15 protein-coding genes are annotated in these 18,940 nt (G+C 34.9%); 4 read left to right on the top strand and 11 right to left on the bottom strand.

What is annotated here, in order from left to right; translation table 11 throughout:
* Positions 1–157 precede the first annotated feature (157 nt).
* Positions 158–1,351, bottom strand: coding sequence for a hypothetical protein (locus DDD_RS12105; protein ID WP_041567136.1), 1,194 nt, complete (start codon positions 1,349–1,351; stop codon positions 158–160).
* A 77-nt stretch (positions 1,352–1,428) separates the two neighbouring features.
* Here DDD_RS12105 and DDD_RS18350 point away from each other — a divergent pair, with 77 nt between their 5' ends.
* Positions 1,429–1,551 (top strand): hypothetical protein, encoded by a 123-nt coding sequence (locus tag DDD_RS18350; protein ID WP_262491812.1) that lies wholly within the window; start codon positions 1,429–1,431, stop codon positions 1,549–1,551.
* A 33-nt stretch (positions 1,552–1,584) separates the two neighbouring features.
* Positions 1,585–2,424 (top strand): hypothetical protein, encoded by an 840-nt coding sequence (locus DDD_RS12100; RefSeq protein ID WP_015363176.1) that lies wholly within the window; start codon positions 1,585–1,587, stop codon positions 2,422–2,424.
* A 30-nt stretch (positions 2,425–2,454) separates the two neighbouring features.
* On the opposite strand, the gene DDD_RS12095 is transcribed toward DDD_RS12100, so the two are convergent.
* Positions 2,455–4,671, bottom strand: a complete 2,217-nt coding sequence (locus DDD_RS12095; RefSeq protein ID WP_015363175.1) for a tetratricopeptide repeat-containing hybrid sensor histidine kinase/response regulator — start codon at positions 4,669–4,671, stop codon at positions 2,455–2,457.
* A 238-nt stretch (positions 4,672–4,909) separates the two neighbouring features.
* Positions 4,910–7,012, bottom strand: a complete 2,103-nt coding sequence (locus DDD_RS12090; RefSeq protein ID WP_015363174.1) for an MORN motif-containing protein — start codon at positions 7,010–7,012, stop codon at positions 4,910–4,912.
* A gap of 189 nt (positions 7,013–7,201) precedes the next feature.
* Here DDD_RS12090 and DDD_RS12085 point away from each other — a divergent pair, with 189 nt between their 5' ends.
* Positions 7,202–8,476, top strand: a complete 1,275-nt coding sequence (locus DDD_RS12085; RefSeq protein WP_146250791.1) for a hypothetical protein — start codon at positions 7,202–7,204, stop codon at positions 8,474–8,476.
* Positions 8,477–8,648: 172 nt separating this feature from the next.
* Here DDD_RS12085 and DDD_RS12080 read toward each other — a convergent pair whose 3' ends face one another.
* From DDD_RS12080 to DDD_RS12070, 3 genes are all read right to left on the bottom strand, one after another.
* On the bottom strand, positions 8,649–11,894 hold the full coding sequence (locus DDD_RS12080) for a S41 family peptidase (RefSeq protein ID WP_015363171.1): 3,246 nt from the start codon (positions 11,892–11,894) through the stop codon (positions 8,649–8,651).
* 124 nt (positions 11,895–12,018) lie between these two features.
* On the bottom strand, positions 12,019–12,375 hold the full coding sequence (locus DDD_RS12075) for a hypothetical protein (protein ID WP_015363170.1): 357 nt from the start codon (positions 12,373–12,375) through the stop codon (positions 12,019–12,021).
* A gap of 53 nt (positions 12,376–12,428) precedes the next feature.
* The gene (locus tag DDD_RS12070; RefSeq protein WP_015363169.1) at positions 12,429–12,851 is read right to left on the bottom strand and encodes a hypothetical protein; all 423 of its coding nucleotides are present in this window, start codon (positions 12,849–12,851) and stop codon (positions 12,429–12,431) included.
* A 213-nt stretch (positions 12,852–13,064) separates the two neighbouring features.
* On the opposite strand from DDD_RS12070, the gene DDD_RS18115 reads away from it, so the two are divergent.
* Entirely contained in the window at positions 13,065–13,217 is a 153-nt protein-coding gene (locus DDD_RS18115) for a hypothetical protein (RefSeq protein ID WP_015363168.1), read from the top strand.
* Here DDD_RS18115 and DDD_RS12065 read toward each other — a convergent pair.
* The 5 genes from DDD_RS12065 to DDD_RS12045 form a co-directional block, all read right to left on the bottom strand.
* The gene (locus tag DDD_RS12065; RefSeq protein ID WP_015363167.1) at positions 13,214–13,606 is read right to left on the bottom strand and encodes a YchJ family protein; all 393 of its coding nucleotides are present in this window, start codon (positions 13,604–13,606) and stop codon (positions 13,214–13,216) included. The two genes, DDD_RS18115 and DDD_RS12065, sit on opposite strands and share 4 nt — an antisense overlap.
* 66 nt (positions 13,607–13,672) lie before the next feature.
* Positions 13,673–14,224: a DUF427 domain-containing protein gene (locus DDD_RS12060; RefSeq protein ID WP_015363166.1), complete on the bottom strand. Its 552-nt coding sequence runs from the start codon at positions 14,222–14,224 to the stop codon at positions 13,673–13,675.
* Positions 14,225–14,462: 238 nt separating this feature from the next.
* A complete protein-coding gene (locus DDD_RS12055) occupies positions 14,463–14,816 on the bottom strand; it encodes a GIY-YIG nuclease family protein (protein ID WP_015363165.1) in 354 nt (117 codons plus the stop codon).
* Positions 14,817–15,035: 219 nt separating this feature from the next.
* Entirely contained in the window at positions 15,036–15,473 is a 438-nt protein-coding gene (locus tag DDD_RS12050; RefSeq protein ID WP_146250792.1) for a hypothetical protein, read from the bottom strand.
* A gap of 236 nt (positions 15,474–15,709) precedes the next feature.
* Positions 15,710–18,931, bottom strand: coding sequence for an Eco57I restriction-modification methylase domain-containing protein (locus DDD_RS12045; RefSeq protein WP_015363163.1), 3,222 nt, complete (start codon positions 18,929–18,931; stop codon positions 15,710–15,712).
* Between the last annotated feature and the right edge of the window lie 9 nt (positions 18,932–18,940).

Raw genomic sequence — 18,940 nt, 5'->3', positions numbered from 1 at the left:
AAAGCATTTTTGAGAATACATTCGGCTCCACAAATTAACACTATGAATAAGTAACTAAAGTTAAATGCACGGCAAAAATCGTCTTTTACAGATGAAACGTCATAATTTTAGTTTAAAAGCTTCACTTCTTCATGTAAATTAAGCTATCGTGTATATATTAGTAGTTAATTGTATAATGATAAGAATCGGTAGAGATGTTACCAGTAGCTCCTCCTACACCTTGATTTACGTTTGCTATCATGTTAAGTGTATTATTTTTTATATAAAAAAACCAATTCACAGGGTTCTGTGGACCGCTAAATCTACTATCTAAATCTGAACCGTTGTTTTCTGTACCAAAATTTGTAATCGAATTTTGTTGAGGATCATAAACAGAAACTCCGTTTACACTCTGTGTATCAAGATTTCCTATAAACCCATTTAAAACAATTAACATTTCAGAGTGAATGTTTGCCTCTAAAATCGATCCATTTATTATAACCTCATTAGTATTGATAGATTTCAAGCCATTAGAACTAATCAAATAATAATCTTGTTGCATTGGTAAAATCTTCCAAATCGCTTTTAATGAATTTACTCTGTAATTATTTTCTCTATAAAACTCGCTGATGTTCGTTCCATCGTACGAGTAGGCAACACGATTCCATGTATTAAATTCTTGTCCTGAGAAAATGATATTTCCATCATTACCAGCTACCGCATCAAACTTTGCCCCTAGCATCAATGGCAATTCAAACTCATTTTCTAATGTCCACGTTTTACTTGTACTATTCCATTCATACACAACGAATGGACGGTTAGACTCCCATTTCATCACTATGGCATGATAGACACTATTAACATTAAGAATTTTAGCATCGAGAAAATTAACTCCTATACCTGTTTGAGTATAGTCATCAAATTGCATTGTGTTACTATTATATTCTCTGGTAAAAATTTCTGCTGGAGTGCCATGATTAGCATTAGCGTCTTCACAGTAAAAACCTAATACTCCTGTTTCATTTATATTATAAATATAATTTTGCGCAGGAGTACAATTAGACCACTGACCTTCATTATACTCACAAAATTCAGAGCTTGCTTGAAAACCTGTAAAGATATTACTGATATGATATTGTTTGTTTAAATAAAAGCCTGCATTAGATACATTTGATTGATGGGTGGTGGCAACTGGCTGGATTTGATCATTGTTAACTACATTCCATATCTCATCAGTTCTATCCATGACACTTATCATATCTTGATTATCATTATCATCTCCATTTTGACCGTTGTTCTCCTCGTCCATTGGCGTTTCACTAGTGCAACTAGCTATTATAACTATTATTATAAAATATCCTAATTTTTTCATCTATTAAATTTTTACAAAAATGGTTCTATAAGTATAAGTTTACCATAGGACAAATGCCGTATTCTATCGCTCTGCTTATGAAAATAGTTTACAAATGGTTAGGAATCCGCTTTCGCGAAAGCGGTACTAAAACAGTTATCATGGAAATATTTCAATTTCATTCTTTCAAATACTATTTAAAGGGTATGCCATCGATTTAATTTTTAAGCTAACTTTAGCCAAACTAAACATTTATGAAAACTCTATTTTCTATTACTTGCCTTGTTTTGATTCTCAATACCAATTATAGTCGAGCACAAAAAGTAAGCACCATTGAAGTAGGTGACATAGTCAAACTTATTGCACCATTAAAAGTTAAAACTGGGGCAACAGTTATGAGACTTACAGCACAAACCGACGCTTCAAATGATGTTACAATACTTCAACAAGGCTATTTATTTCATGTTGTTGAGATAGACACCACCGCTAACACTGTAGAATTACTAGCAATCAATTTTAAAGACAAGAAGAACTTTTTATCTTCTAAACAAAGCGACATAGTAAATCAACAAATAAGAAATCAATATAATAATAAAGTTTATACGGTGAATCTCGATGATTTTAAAAAATTTGCTCGTTTGTACAAATACGCTACCATTCCAGATCGCATTTCTATAGGGATTATTACTTTGCCGTTTAAAGCGAGAATAACTGGTGATAATGTTGCATTTGATACAGAATTCAATTTTAATAGTACTGCAAATGTTAGAGTGTATAGTTATAAAAACACTCATTTAAACCTGCAAATAGGAGCTGGTTTAGGTTCAGTTAACTTAAATGAATCTAATACCAACTACCTAAATGGTACAGAAACCATTCAAGCCCAGGATGTAAGAACTCTTTCCATACTCACTGGTTTTATGGTCTCGCACCGTGATATACAAATAGGTATTTATGGCGGCTGGGATCATATTAATAATCAGAAAAATTTTCAGTGGGAAAACAACGGTAAATTGTGGTTAGGTCTTGGTGTTGGGGTAAATATTTTTAACAATAAGACAGAAACGACGGTAACTCAACAAAGCACTAATTAAAAATTATGTGATTAAATACCTATCAAGCAATTATAGCTCTTTTAGAAAAGCTTCTACTAAGTGAGCTGTACGATAGGGTTTTACGATGATAGAGTTAAATCCATAACAATAAATTTCTTCCTCTGGATTATTAAAAATAGTTGCCGTTAAAGCTATAATAGGGGTATTTTGATTAAATTTTCTTATTTCTTGGGTAGCAATTATTCCATTCATGACTGGCATATTAATGTCCATGAGAATAAAATCAAAGTCACTAGATTTTGCCATTTTTATTGCTTCTAAACCATCACTCGCGGTTGAATGTAGCATGCCTATTTGATCTAATACTTTTTGAGTGACGAGTTGGTTAATTTTATTATCGTCCACTGTTAAGACTCTTTTTCCTGCTAATGACTTTATGTTTTTTGAAGCAACCTCTTGTGTTATATTTTCAGCTTCTCCTTCTTTTAAAGATAATTGAAATGAAAAGGTACTGCCTACTTTATAAGTGCTATCAAGCTCAAGCGTACTTCCTAGAATAAATAGTATTTTATTGACTATTGGGATTCCCAATCCTGTCCCGTGATGTTCTAAATCATTGACATCTTTTACTTGGGTGAATTCCTCAAAAATTGCTTTTTGTTGATCGAGTTGGATGCCTCTTCCTGTGTCTTGAATTCTAAATAGCAAGTGGTAGTGGTCGTCCTTTTTTTCATTAAATATAACCTCAAGTTTCACTGATCCATCTTCAGTAAACTTGCTCGCGTTACTCATCAAATTCATTAAAACTTGAGAAATTTTAGTTTGATCGCCGTAAAGGATTTCAGGAATTTTGGGATCTATTATTAACTCAACGTCATTATTATGTTTCTCATTAAGGAAATCAAAGGAACTTTTTATATTAAATAAAAGTGTAGAAAGGTTAAAATGGACTTCTTGTAATTCCTGACCTTTCTTAGAGTTAAATTTATTGATGTGCAAAACATCATTTACTAATGCCAAAAGATAATCTGCTGAAAATTTCAAGGATTTAAAATCATTTTCAAATGGTCGCAGCTTGGGTTCTTTTAAAAATAAAGATGATAGGCCAATTATACCATAAAGCGGCGTTCTCAATTCATGACTTATAGTAGATAGAAACTTAGTATTGCTTCTAGCTAGTTCTTCAGATTTTTCTTTTGCCTTTAAATACTCTGCATTTTTTTGAGTAAGTATTTTGAGTAGCTTATCTCGTTTAGTTTTTTCTTTTAATAATAGCATCAAGATCAAAAACAATAATAAACCTACTACTATAGAAAAAATTAAGTACAAGTTACTTTCGGTGGCTTTTTGATTGATAAGATCATTTTCTAATTCTGAAGCTCTCAGTTCTTTTTCAATGTTATCAAAATGCAAATCTACCTTTGCAATTTGCTGCTGCTCGATTTTATCTTTTTCATATTGAACAGCTCTCAAGCTATCGTATAGTTTATTATAAAAAACAACATTTTTAAAATCTTCCAGTTTTTCATAACTCTCCATAAGAACCATATAAGTTTCTAAAAGATACGTTTCATCATAATCATCTTTGGTCTTTAGAGCCAGTAAAGCATCCTCAATAGCAAGTGCTGGTTGATTTTCCATTAAGTGAATGCTTGCTTTGATGAAATTTGTGGTGCCTGCATAACCTTTGCGCCTTACAGCAGGTTCTTGCTGATCTATTTTATCAACAATTTTACTTAAATGATATTTTGCTTTTGCGAGGTTCTTCTTTTTAATATATAATTCGGCAAGATTGTGATGAATAATAAATTTCCCATCTTCACTGCGGTCTCCATTATAACCAAAGTCTAAACCTTTATTAAAATAAGCTAAGGCTTTTTCTTTGTCATCTTTAAAGTGCGTGTTACCAAGACTGATGTACATCATCATGACTCCTATCGAGTCCTTCTTTTTCTTAGCAGTTTGTAAGGCATGATTGAAGAAAATGTTTGCATTCTCAATATCATCTAGTTTAATGAAAGTACTTCCTAAAATATTACGGAATCGCAGCTCTAACTGATAGGCATCAATTTTTATGGCATTTTGAATAAGCGCTGGAGATTGCTCTAATATTTTTTCAAAGGTCCCTTTATTGTAGTATTCCATTAAAACATAAGAGACAGAATCCAATTGCTTTTCGTCGTAATTTAAATTCTCTTTATGATAAACTTCAACATCCTGTTGAGCAAAACCTGTAAAGAGAATAAATAGGAATAGACAGTAAAATACAGTATGCTTTTTTGACATATAGTTTCTTAGTTTAATTATAGTAATTATCACTAAACTTCCCTAAGCTACTATTTGTGAACTTTAATTAGAAATTAAAATAAAATAATTTTGGTAAAATTCTTACATCTAAACTATATCTACAGTAAGTATATAATATACAGTTGAGTACAAAAATTTAACCTTAGATAAATTATCGATGAATGACAATCTTCATACTTACTTTTTCGAATTAGTACGCGAAGCTTTGTAAGTTCATTCAATAATCCCTAACCTTTGCTCCTTTATTATTAAATACGCCTTGAACTACATTTCCAGTCTTTTTGTACTGCATAACTCCAAGTCCATCAATCCTATCGTCAATAAACATTCCCTTGAAAATCGAACCATCTACATAGGAGTACATTCCATAGCCTGTTCTTTTGCCTTGCTCCATGTAAGAACCAGTATAAATACTACCGTTGTTCCAGGAGTATATTCCTATATGAGCTCTTTTTCCTGAACTGAAAAATCCCCAATACTTGTCACCATTGTTATAGGAATACATTCCAAATCCATCAAAACAATTGCCTGTACAGTTCCCAGTACTTTTTCCATTATTATAGTCGTCGTAATAAGAAGTTAGAAGTTTGCCATTTTCAAATAATCCTGCACTTGTGATCTGATTCTCTTTATTCATAGTAAATCCGTAGCCGTGCTGTTTTCCATCTTTCCATTTACCTATGTATCGATTCCCATTAGTCCACTTATAGATTCCTACACCAGATCTTCTATTTTGCACATACTCTCCGTGATAATAGGAATCACTAGGATATGTGATATAAGCGACTCCTGTCATCTCGCTATTGATAAATGTAGCATCTGTAATGATATCATTAACCACTACTCTTCCCCAACCTTCTTTACAATCACCTTCTACGCATTGGTAATCTGTAGTTGTAGAAGTTGTTTCTACTGTTTTAGTTGTTTCATTAGTAACACGATTATCGAGCTCACCTTCATAAGGTTTCCCCAACTTTACCTCATAGTTTTTTGCATTCTTAAAACCAGTTAAAATATATAAAGGAACATCGTTAATGAAAATTACCGGATCTCCATTCTCTAAATATTCAAACCGCGCCTTTTTGTAATCAATATGCTCACCTTTAACAATGATAAAAAAATTATCCTTTTCTAATTCTCTGGTATAAACTATAGAAGCTTCATCATCAGTAAGCAATCTCATCTTTTTAACAGACTTAGACTGATTTTTGTAATCATCTATAATATAAGTTAACCCTACACTCTTTTCAACTCTATAATCTATCATATGTGGTCCCAAAAAAGAAAACTCTCGACTCTTCACCATGTTCTTACCATGAACGTAGTTGATAAATTTTCCATCGTAGGCATAACTCATGCACTCTTCATTTGTTGAAAGAATATTATTGACTTCAATGCGAGTAGAAACATCATGATCATCTTCAAAAACATTACTTACCGAATAATAATTCAATTTAAGAGGATCATAGATAATCTTTTCATTAGGCTTTACACCTTTTGAAACAATGAGATCAGTAGCTCTTACACCGTCAATATAGGCAGTCTTGAGCTTGTCACCTTTGCCTCCAGGTTGATAGTAACCGTATTCTAGTTTATAATTCTTGTTTTTATCACTGTAATATCGATTGTAAGTAGTATAATGTTTAGCATCTGGATCTCCTGCTGCAAAGAAGTCTATTTTATTCCCTTTTTTATCAAATTCATATGCATACTCATAGGTTCCAGATGAAATAATTTCTTTTACTAAGTAACCATTTTTATAAACATAACTTCCTTTGAATCCTGGCGAGCCATTTTCGTCAGTATACTGTAAATCGATAATTAGTAATCCGTTATCAGTTTTGTAAGCAAACTCTCTTTTTTGGTAAAAGACACCATTCTTATTTACTGTTGTACTTATAATTCTGTCCTTGCTGTCGTATGTATGTGTTTTCTCTTCATCATACGTATTTTTCTCGTAGACCAGCAAATCTTTCTCATTGAAACCATAGGTGGTTGTACTGCCGTTCTTATACTTAAATTTAATGATGTTACCTTTAGCATCATACTCAAAAGTATCCTCATAATTATTACCTACTATACGGTCATTCTCATAATAATAACGCGTTCCATAATTATATACTAGTTTGCCATCTGGAAGAAATAGCTTCCCAGCTGATGTAAAAATATCTCCTTCTAGATTAAAATGTTTTTTGTGAGCTTTAAAACCTATAGGATTACGAGGCGCATTTACGAAATCTACTTTTTGAGCAATAAGATTTGGAGTAAAAATCAAAAACAAACAAATAGCAAGTATAGGTTTAACAGGTAATAACTTCATGACTCATAATTTTAAACATCACAGGCAAATTGCAGATTTTTAGCAATAAAATCAATAAGGCAATTGCCCTAAATTATTTGTAAGTTATTAATGTATCTTCTATTAACATTTGAATTATTTACCTTGTAACCGTTTGTTATAAAACAAGTTAACTTTGCGTTTTTTTATTAAAATATGTATATTGCATTTATGAAAACAAGTCTTATAATCTTATCCTTCTTGATTTTAATATGTGATAAAGGCTATTCACAGATAGGAGTAAACACAGATAATCCTTTAACAACTTTGGATGTGAGAGGAACTAACGATCTTGGAGCTGTTGCAGCTACAGATGGCATTTTAGTACCGAGAGTCAATTCACTCGCAGTAGCAGGAACTGAAAATGGTCAGCTAGTTTTTCTAAATACAGCGAGCGGTGGTGATTCTATTGGTTTTCACTACTGGAGTACAGCAGCAAGTGACTGGTTACCTATTGATACAACTGTAGAGCCATGGAATGAAGCAAACACCACAGATCCGGCTACTTCTAATTCTCAAAACATTTACACTTCTGGTCTAGTAGGGATAGGTACTGATGACCCTTTAGGAGCATTGCATATTACCACAGAAAACTCGAGAGATGTCCTTTTCTTTAGATTTATTGACAGTGCTACTGACGATTTAGACATCGATTTATTTAGAACTAGAGGAACGCTGGCAACTCCAGCTATTAATACTGATGGAACTAGATTAGGTGGACTGAGAGCGCAATCAATTACTGTTCCTGCCGCTTATACTTTTAGACCTGCTGCCGAAATATATTTCCAGAGCGATGGAGATTCAGGCAGTACTTCAAGTGCAGGTAAAATTGTTCTTGCAACTACACCTACTGGAACCACAGGTACAGTGGATCGTATGGTGATAAGAGAAGATGGAAACGTAGGGATTAATCAACCTGATCCAGAAGCAACCTTAGATGTTAATGGCAGTTTTAAATTTACAGATACAAATCAGACCAACGGAGCTATTTTAACAAGTGATGCAAATGGAATAGCAACATGGACACCACCTATTGATAGAGTTTATGGAATGGCTTATGTCAGTACCACCTACGGAAACGTTACTAACGGCAGTGCTCTTGAGCTAACCGTTAGTGGTCCCATTTCCAATATGACCAAAACTACTAATGGTCTAGAAATAGATACCACAGGAACTTATAAAATCAATTATAGCGTTAGCATTCAAAGAGATGGTGGCGGTACTCAAGAAGTAGATTTCTATTTGAGATACAATGGCGTTGAGATTCCTGGCTCTCGTATTTATACAGATACAGATCAATATACAGATCAAATGAGCAATAGCAATACTATTTTCTATGAAGTTACGACTGCAAATGCAACTTTAGAAATTGTTTCTTTAGATACTAATACTAACGTGAGCATTCTAAATGGTACTTCTTTGACAGTAGAAAAAGTCAACAATTAATTCATTACTCAGGCAACTGCTTTTAATGATAACACAGCTATTCCTAAATTCCTTTTTGTCTTGAGGATAAATAAAAGAGGTGATCTCAGACTTTGAGATCACCTCTTTTAGTGAATTAAGTAGATAAAACTTATTGTAATCCCGCTTTCGCGAAAGCGGAACTAAAACCAAATCACTCTACATCTTTAAGTAATTCTATAATAGAACGCTCTAACTGTTGATCTATGCCTTGATCAATTTTACCGGGCATATTTTTAACCTTGATTAATGGCTCTGTCTGGCTGTTTTCCATCCATTTGCCATTAATATCTTTAGCACTTACCGGTACAACTCCCCAATATGAGCCATCTGGTAGTCCTTCCCAACCTGCAAAACTACAAGTACCTGGAGTAGGCATTCCTACAGTTTTTCCTATTTTAAGATCGGTGTAACCACATGCAAAACAGTGACCGTCGCTATATTGCGCCTCGTTAATCATGGCAAGTGTAGGCTTCACCCATCTAGAAGTAGGCTCTCCACCTACTACTTTATCTTCAGTTGCATAAGTAATAAAAGGCGTTCCGGTGAAAAACATGGCAAGATCTGCCACTAGATCGCCACCACCGTTAAAACGAGTATCAACAATCATCCCTTTACGATCGTAAAATTTACCCATCATTTTTTCATAAATATCTCGGTAAGGACCATCGCCCATTCCTGGAATATGGACATAACCTAGCTGACCGTTACTTTTCTCTGTAACTTCTTCTTCGTTTTTCTTTACCCATCTTTTGTATAACAAACCACGTTCTTCTCCTAGACTAATAGGCTTTACGGTAATAGTCATGCTTTTTTTAGTTTCTGGATCATTGATTTCTAGCAATGTAAATTTATCATTCTTGCGGTTGAGATAGGATGCAATATCTCTGTTTGAGCTGATTGTTTCTCCATCTATTTTAAGAATAGTCATTCCTGCTTTCACGTCAAAATCTGCTTTATCCAGCGGTCCACCTTTTATAACTTCGGTAATTTTAATACCGTCATCTATGTGGTTATAGTCCATGAATATTCCTAGAGAAGCAGTAGCATCTGGATTGCTCATTTTCATTCTTGCGCCTCCAGCTCCGGCATGGGATACATTTAACTCTCCTAGCATTTCAGATAACATCTCTGTAAACTCGTTGCTGTTTCCTATATAAGGAAGGTGTTTTTCATATTCCTTCTTCATCATATTCCAGTCTATTCCATGAAAATCTGGATGATAAAAGATAGCATTAGTACGTATCCATACATGATTAAACATAGCCTGACGCTCTGCTACTGCGTCGTATTCCATCTCTCCTGCTATTTTTATACCTTCCTTTTTGTTTTTATCGGTGTCAATCTTAGAAATACTACCATTACTCAAAAGAAATAAATTCTTCATTTCTTTATCCCATTGCAAGCTTCCAGAAGAGGCATTGAGTTTAATGGCCATTTTGGTTTCTTTAGTTCTCAAATCGGTTTCCCAAAGATTTAATTTGTCTTCAAATCTTGTTAGGTAATATAGCTTACTACCATCCTTATTAAGAACTGCATCGCTTAAACTAGAAGAATGAATAGTAAAACGTTTAGTCCGGTCCTTCATCTCGTCCCAGTCAAATTTCACTTCTAGACTGTCCTTCTTTTTGTCCTCATCATCTTTTTTCTTTTTCTTCTTTTTCTTGTCGTCTTTTTCGGCGGCTTTCTTTTTTGCTTCGTCAGCTAGTTTTTTGATTTCTTTTTGAAGTGCAAATTCTTCTTTACTCAAATTAAATTCATCCCAAGCATCTTGCGTAAAGAACATGGAGTACACATCACTTTGTGAAGAACCACTAGTTGCATAAGATTTTAAACCGTCACGATTAGAAAACCAGATCATCTGTTTCCCGCCGTTTACCCATTGTGGGCTGTAATCATAGTAACCGCTTTCATTTAGATTCATTTTTTTAGAGCCATCTGCTGCAAGAAGGAGTACTTCTGTATTGCTCAATGATAAATCCCAACCCATCAATAACCATTTACTATCTGGACTCCAGGTAAAATCTTTATCACCATCTCTCATATGAAAAAGTTCCTTAGGAGTCATTAAAGTAATTTCATCTCCGCTTTTTACATCTTTAATTTTCAATGTACGACGGTCTTCTATGAAAGCCAGTTTTTTACCATCTGGAGAATATGTAGCGAGGTAATTATCTTTACCGTTTTCTAGAACTGCTGTTTCCTTTATAAGAGTAGACGCAAAAAAGAAAGGTTCTTCTTCTCGTACTTTTTCGGTTTTATATACACTCCATTTCCCGTCGCGCTCACTACTATAGACTACAGATTTACCTTCTGGTCCCCAAGTTACAAATCGCTCTGCCTCTGGAGTATTGGTAATTCTTTTGGTAAATGATTCTTCAATAGAAGTCACAAACACTTCTCCACGAGCTATAAATGCGATTTCTTTACCATTAGGCGAAACTTCCATCTCACTTACACCACCATTTATAGAAATGAATTTATCGCTGTTACTTATAGGTTGTGTCGTGATATTCACTTGCAATTTTACCGGTTCTTGTCCTTCTTTCATAGTGTACAATTTACCGTCATAACTAAAACACAGCGTACCATTTCCAGCAGATAAGAATCGAACTGGATGTAAGTCAAAAGAAGTAAGCTGAGATACGTTTGTACCATTTAAGCCGGACTTGTGAATATTAAAAGTTCCGCTGCGCTCGCTTAAGAAGTAAAAAGACTGCTCATCACCGCTCATTACTGGCATTCTATCTTCACCTGCATAAGTGGTGATCATTTTATGAGTGTTATTTACTACGTCATAGCTCCATATATCTCTCGTGATGCTAGACTCATGATGCTTGCGCCATATATTCTCACCACCTTTTTTATCGTGGTATAGAATTGTTTTTCCATCCTTACTTACATTCAAATATTCTGCTGGAATAGTAAATAGTTGGTCCACACGTCCACCAGTAACAGGAACTTGATATACTTCTGGTTGTGAGCCTGTAGGAAATTGCCTATGCTTCACATCATCCATACGAGCAGCGCCAAATAATACTGACTCGTTATCATGGGAAAAAGAAAAGGGCTGCTCATTTGCAGAATGGTATGTTAATCGAGTTGCTGGTCCTCCGTTTGCATTCATCACATACACATCAAAATTTCCATATCGGTTAGACGCAAAAGCCAGTTGTTTACCATCTTTGCTCCATACCGCTTGATAATCATGCGCTTCATGAAACGTGAGCTGTTGCGCATTACCGCCGCTGGCCGCTACTTTGTATAAATCTCCTTTGTAAGTAAAAACAATCTGTGAACCATCTGGCGAGATGGTATTGTGACGCAGCCATCCAGCGTCTTGTTGTGCGTGTAGGCTTATTGCCGTGAGAAGCAGCGCCCATGTATAAAATAATTTCATAAGTTGGTTTTAGTGATCCGGTTAATAGACAGCTACAATTTACAATAGTTACAGGTAAAATTACTTTTTCATTGAAGAAGTTAGTTGTTTTTCTCGCTTTCGCGAAAGCGGAATTACAACCTCATCAATGCAATAATTCTTTACTCGAGATTCTAAAAGCTTGCTCGGTGCCTAAAAATCGAGGATCGCCATGTTTTTCTGACCAAAAACCGTCAAGCACATCCTTAGTAATACACTTATAAACCACGACTCCTTTGAAAACCTGATGGCGTTCATTTGAATAATTGAAGTTGATCACTAAAATTTGATCCTTATAGAATCCGGTACCGTGTTGTATTTGGTCGTCGCCTATTTGCCAATGTGCTATGATACGCTGATATTGATCTAGCTGCAACTTAAGCTTGCCTTGATAAGGCTGTTGCGTTGCATCCTGATTTTGACCGTTAATTGCAAATTCACCGACTAAATCTTGTACAGTCATTTAAAATAATTTCTGTTTGAAGTCGTAAATAATAGCAAATATTTCATTTGTATTTACTTCATTCGTTCAAAAACAATCTGATCCTTACTGAAGTCTGCTGGTCGTTCTTTAGTTTCAAAGTTCATGGCCATTTGCAATTCATCTTCTGACAGCATTTGAATAATTCCATACATTCGTCCCAATTCTTTATTGTTATCAGTATTTGTAATAATAAAATCTATGGCGTTTGGGTACTGACTTCTATCGATTTCATAAGTCATTTTAGATGTCACACCTCTCATTTCAAATGACTTACCACCAAATACTTGATCTTCTAATTGAAAGGTCGCATAGCCATCTTCAGTCAATATTAAATAACCTATGTCTCCTTTGTCTTGACCTTTCCATTTACCGACTAACTTCTCTTGAGCTGTCGTGAAAGAACTTAATAAAAGTAATGAGACCATTACAAAACCTAATCGTTGTAAATACTTCATGTTTAATGTGTTTAATGTAATTAATGTGTAAACAATAATACCAAATTTTATTGAATCATTAGAATTCTATCGCTGATCGCTAGCAAATCTATTGTTATGTTTTAATTCAAAAAAATCTTGTATCAATAATAAACCCACAAGAAATATTTGGGATTATTGATCAGATTCAATTATCAACAAATTAAATTTACCTTTGCATAATATATAGAGTTCATGGCAAAAAAAGGCAGTGAAAAAAACACCAAAAACAAAGGCAAGCACTCCAAACTTATGGATCGTGTCAAGAATAAAAAACGTGCCGAAAAAGAACTGCGCGCCCAGCGATTAAAAGCCATCGTTCAAGCCGCAAAGGAGAACAACTCCTAGCCTATTTGATCTTGATAAACCCAATGATCGTTTTCTTTGCAGAATCGAGATACTTCGTGCAAGACTTGAACTTTTCCTTTCTGTAAATAAAAAGCTTTAAACTCAACGGTGCCGGTTGTATCATTTTCTAAACCGTCGGTAGTATTTATCACATTAAGCTTAATCCAGTTCACAGATTTTGTCCACTTCTCTAAATCTTTAGCTTGCTGCTTATTTGGTCGTAAAGAACTGAGGTGACTGCGCTGTAAATAGGCCACATCACTTAACACAAAAGCACTATAACGCGATCGCATCATTTGCTCTGCAGTGGTTGCTTGAGAAATATCTTTATGTATAATAGCACAACAGTCTTTGTATTCTTTTTTTGGGTTGCAAGGGCAGTTTTTCATTTTATAAAAATAACATACTTCCTAATGACTTCTTGCGAAAACGAGGACATCTATTAACTACTTTAATTACCAGTGTCCTGTACCGCTTTCTCCTTTAAAAGGTCCAGTCAAATCAGGTGTGATCCAGCCAGCATAAAATTCTCCTGGTTGCGGTTTTACTCGATTTCCATCTACAAAGCACTCCAAGTGCTGTGGATAGAAAGCCAAGTAATCTTTAAGATCAGCAAATTCTTGTAACGGATTTGCATAGGACCAAGCGACAGGTCGATTCTGGTTTTCCTTGATTGCGAAATAATCGGCTTTTCCTTTCCACTCGCAAAACGAACTTTTTCCCTGTAATTCTACCAGTATTTCTAAATTCACATCTTCACGTGGGATGTAATACGTAGGTGGACTTGCTGTCTCCAAAACTGCCAACGCATTCTGAGTATCTACAATGGTATCACCTTGATATTGCACCAGTACAGGTTGAGTCACCTTTTCAATCACTGGTGGACGAGGAAAATCCCAAACAGATCGCTGACCTTCCTCCGGCTCAATAGCAAACGGTGGACGTTTATTGCCTCTATTGCTCCAGCCATCACGGGCTTTTTGTAATCGGTCTTTGTTTATGTTCATTGTGGTGTTATTTTAATCGTCTTATCGACCTCATTGTCATGTTGAGCTCTTCTCGATGTCATGTCGAGCGCAGTTCCCGATACTAACTCGTTCTCGACTGCGCTCGAACTGACATTGCTCTCGACTGCGCTCGAACTGACATTGCTCTCGTTGTCATGTCGAGCGCAGCCGAGACAGATTACCAGTTCTCGATGTCAAAACGTTCTCGACTGCGCTCGAACTGATATTTTTTTTTTAATTAAGCATCCATTTTATCCAGTGCAATCCTTATTTCTTCTTCTGTAGGTTGGAATTTATGATGGGTCATATTTCTGCATTCTGAGAGAATTTGCAACATATCAAAATCATTATTTGCCAGAGATTTTTTCTTAGCAGCACTCCATTTTTTGATCTTTTTCTCAAAATAAATACATTGTCGTACATCCTCAAATCTTTCACTGTAAATTAATTTCAAAGGTCTTCTTTTAAAAGTAAATGATCTGGGATTGTAACCAGAATCGTGTTCCTGCAAGCGTCGTTTTAAATTATTGGTCATACCTGTATACAACTTGCCATCAGCACATTCTAAGATATATAAATGGTAGTATTTCACGATTGTTAGTTTTTTTTAAATCCTAAATAGCTTTGTTCTCGTTCTCGACTGCGCTCGAACTGACTTTACGATACGATGTCATGTTAAGCGCAATTCTCGATGTCATGTCGAGCGCAGTCGAGACAGGTTACCAGTTCTCGATACCTACTCGTTCTCGACTGCGCTCGAACTGACACCGCGGCCCGAACTGACTTTCCGATAGAACTGGCATTCCTGATTTTATTCTATTTCTCGTTCTCCATCAAAGCCACTTTGTGCAAATCCTTGCAATCTAGGTTTAGAATTTTCAAAATGTTTGTAGAAATGACTTATTGAAATCATTTTCATAACTTTGGAGTTGTAAATAGCTTTTACACGTACGTTTTTAAGATAACTAGAATCCAGTACTATTTTTATCTTTCTACTAGAATTTCTTAATTTACCATAAACAGGTATACTTTCATGTCCCATACCGCCATATTCTGGTAGTAAGATTACTTTGGTATTTGTAGAAAAGTGTTTGGTGCCGTAAACGATTTTTTTTTCGACTCCTAAAAAATGTTTACCAATTATGTTTCCTACCAAGGCATAATGAAAGTCCTTGCCTTCGTCATCTTGCAATGGCGATAGATCTGGTTTTGTGAAAAACCGTTTGATGATCATTTCATTAAAATCCATTTCTTTCATTTTACTACTTTATTTTACATCCCTTTTTTTGATTACTTGATCAACTCATTCTCGATACTAACTCGTTCTCGACTGCGCTCGAACTGACATTGCTCTCGTTGTCATGTCGAGCGCTTCTCGATGTCATGTCGAGCGCAGTCGAGACAGGTTATTTGATCTCGATGTCAAAACGTTCTCGACTGCGCTCGAACTGACATCACGAGTGGAACTGACAGCATCATTTATTTTTAAGAACCTTCAACAATAGCAATCTCCTCATCACTTAATCCATACAATTCATAAACCATTTGATCTATTTCTTTCTCGGTTTGATTAATTTGTGATTGTAGTTCTTGTACTTCTTTTTTCTTTTCTTCAAAAAGCTCCATCCATTCAAACTCATCTTTTTTAGTGAGTGTTGGGATCTCTTGGAAATCGTTCTCCTTGTCAAGTCGAGCGCAGTCGAGACTGTTTTTAGTTCTCGATGCTGACTCGTTCTCGACTGCGCTCGAACTGACACTTGCTTCTTTTTTACGCCTTCTATTCTCTGCTTTGATCGCCTTATTTAATTCTTTGATAAAATCTCCAAAATCCAACTCGTGCCAGTTTTGGAGTTTTTTGGAGAGTTTTTTTAGTTGGAATTGATTCATGATAAATGAGAGAAAAGATTGTGATTTAATATTAAGTATAGGAGTTGTCGCTAAAACTGAATCAACAAGTTTAACATACATCAACTGATCATTAATATCTATTCTTTTAACAGGTAAAGGGTCGATATACATAATTTTTACTTGTGCAAATACTTTACCATCTTCATTAATTGATTTCTCATATAAAAACCTAATAAGACTGCTGTTCAATAGACTCAAAATATACTTCAAATCAAAATTCTTGTCAATTAACAAACCGTTATGAACGGTATCCAAAGTGTAATATTTATTGGTTTCTATGGTACATATCGGATATGCACTAGTTTGTCTTAAAATTATTCTCTCTGGAACTTCAAATATTTCTTTTTTTCTAGGTCTATGTAGTAGTTTAACGTCATAAATTATTTTCAACCCATTATAATTTAAAGAATATCTATTAAAGTCACTTCCAGTTATAACTGGCATAGTTAATTCTGACTTTTCGTAAGTGAGATACTTTTTATTTCCACCAGTTATAATTCCTTGATTAAAGTTTATAACGTCTTTCATAGGAATCGTGTCCTTAGAAATCCTTTTGATTATTTTTTCAAAAGGCGAAATAATTAGTGATAAGTCAGGTGAATTAATAATTTCCTTAATTGGAACAGTCATTTTAGTAAAAAGATCTAATTCGAAATCGACAACATCACTAATTTGTTCAAAGGCATTATAATCATTTTTTGATTTTTCAAGAATAAAAACTATAGAATCAACAGCTGCATCTTTAAAAACTAAAATTCCTTTGAAGTCTATTAATGTATGTATTTGAGTTTCGTTTAAAATAAATTTTCTAGCCTCTTTGTAATATCTGTTTTTCAGTATAGTATAAGGAGTTATATAACCTAATAATCCATTCGTTCGCATCAAATTAATTGCTTTTTCATAGAAAATTGGATAAAGATTTAATCTGCCATATGCTGATTGGTATTTTTTTTCTAAAAATGATTTTTCTTCAACTGCGATATATTCAGCAGGTACATAAGGCGGATTCCCAATCACCACATCAAAACCACCTTTAGCGAAAACCTGTGGGAATTCTTCTTCCCATTTAAAAGCCTTGTCACCAGCGACGGCTTTTACATCGATAAGGCTGTTACCACATTTTATATTGCTGCTTAAATCGTTTAACTTCCTACGTGGTTGTGCGGTACGTAGCCAAAGCGATAATTTTGCAATCTCGACACTTTCTTCATTAAGATCTACTCCATAGATATTATTCTCTAGAATGGTATTCTCAATATCTGACAGCGCAATAGAACCACCCAACAATTTTGATTTTAACTCGTCTATATAATTGTGCTCAGTAATCAGAAAATCCAGTGCTTGGTTGAGAAATGCACCACTACCACATGCTGGATCGCAAATAGTGAGTTGCAATAACCACTCGCGGTAATCGTCTAAAATTTTAACTAGATTCTCTAGAGTAGATTTATTACGGTTTTTACGACCACGGTAATATTCAGATTCGGCAAAACCTAACTCGGCTTTCTTTTCCTCACACAGTTTCCCTACCGTATTGTCAACGATGTATTTGGTAATGTATTTAGGCGTGTAGAAAACACCATCTTTTTTACGTTTGCTGGTTTGTTTATCAAAGTCGGCACCATCGATCTCTGCATTAACGCTCTCGATCTCATTTAAGGAATTTTCAAAAATATGTCCTAGAATATTGACATCTACTTGCGATTCAAAATCATAAGCGGCTATTTTCTTAGTGTGTTTTAAGAGCAACTCATCACTTATCACGATATGATCGAGAATGGTATCTGGTTTAAAAAGACCACCATTATAAGCAAATATTTCACTAACGCCATCGCCTTTCTTGCGTCCTTGATCTAGATAAGTAAAGTGCTTTTTAAAACGATCATAGAGCGATTCTTCCACACCTAGTTTGCGCACGGTTTCCCATTCTTCTATACTTTTAAGCGTATAATTGGGTTGCAGCAAACCACGATCTTCAGCAAAAAAAATAAATAGAAAACGATCTATGAGTTTTTGCGATTTTTTAAAAAGTGTGCGTTTTACATTTTTCTCTAGTCTGTTCAGCTCATCATCTGCTTCGGTAGCAGGACCATCGGCCAGCTCCTTTTCTACACTTCTATGCTGTGCCGCCAGTTGCTTGAGTGATTTTACATTATTCTTTGCTAGATCTTTCCACAACTCTCGTTTAAAAAGCGAGTAATCCTTATAAAATGATTTGGTGATTTTCTCCTCTTCTACCAGAGATTCCTCTTTTATAGATTTGGGTGTATGCTGCAATAACTGCTCTTTATTGATGCACAGGTATAGAAGTTCAAACCGCTTTCGCGAAAGCGAGAACAAATCAAACTCTTCAAAATTACTAGCATCGTCTATATAAAAACGCAGCTTTTCAAAATTTGAGGTGATCACATAATTACAGCCTGTATTGAAATTTTTATAGTCAAAAGCCTGTTTTCTAATACTCTCCAGATCTTTAGTCTTCGTCCCTTTTAATTCTATCACGGCAGTAACAGCATCGCCTTTAAGAATAGCGCCGTCTGCCTTGCGCGAGTTGCCTTCATTCTTTTGCTCAGTCACCAGATTGTGATTCTTATCAGGAAACAGTGTGTAACCAAAGGTTTTCACAAACAACTCGTTAAGAAAAGTCGCTTGATATTGCTCCTCTTTTGCCACTTTAATATTTTCCTGAATCTTAAGATCCAGAAAATAGTTAGCAAACTGTTTATAGGCTTTATCGACAGCTTTATGATCTAATAAGGCAATATGGCTCTTAAGAACCGATGGCTGGAATATGGACATGAAAATAGT

Source organism: Nonlabens dokdonensis DSW-6, from assembly GCF_000332115.1.
In the GTDB taxonomy this organism is placed as follows: Bacteria; Bacteroidota; Bacteroidia; order Flavobacteriales; family Flavobacteriaceae; genus Nonlabens; species Nonlabens dokdonensis.
The sequence above is the reverse complement of the archived record's forward strand: the minus strand, read 5'-3'. Positions and strand labels throughout refer to the sequence as shown.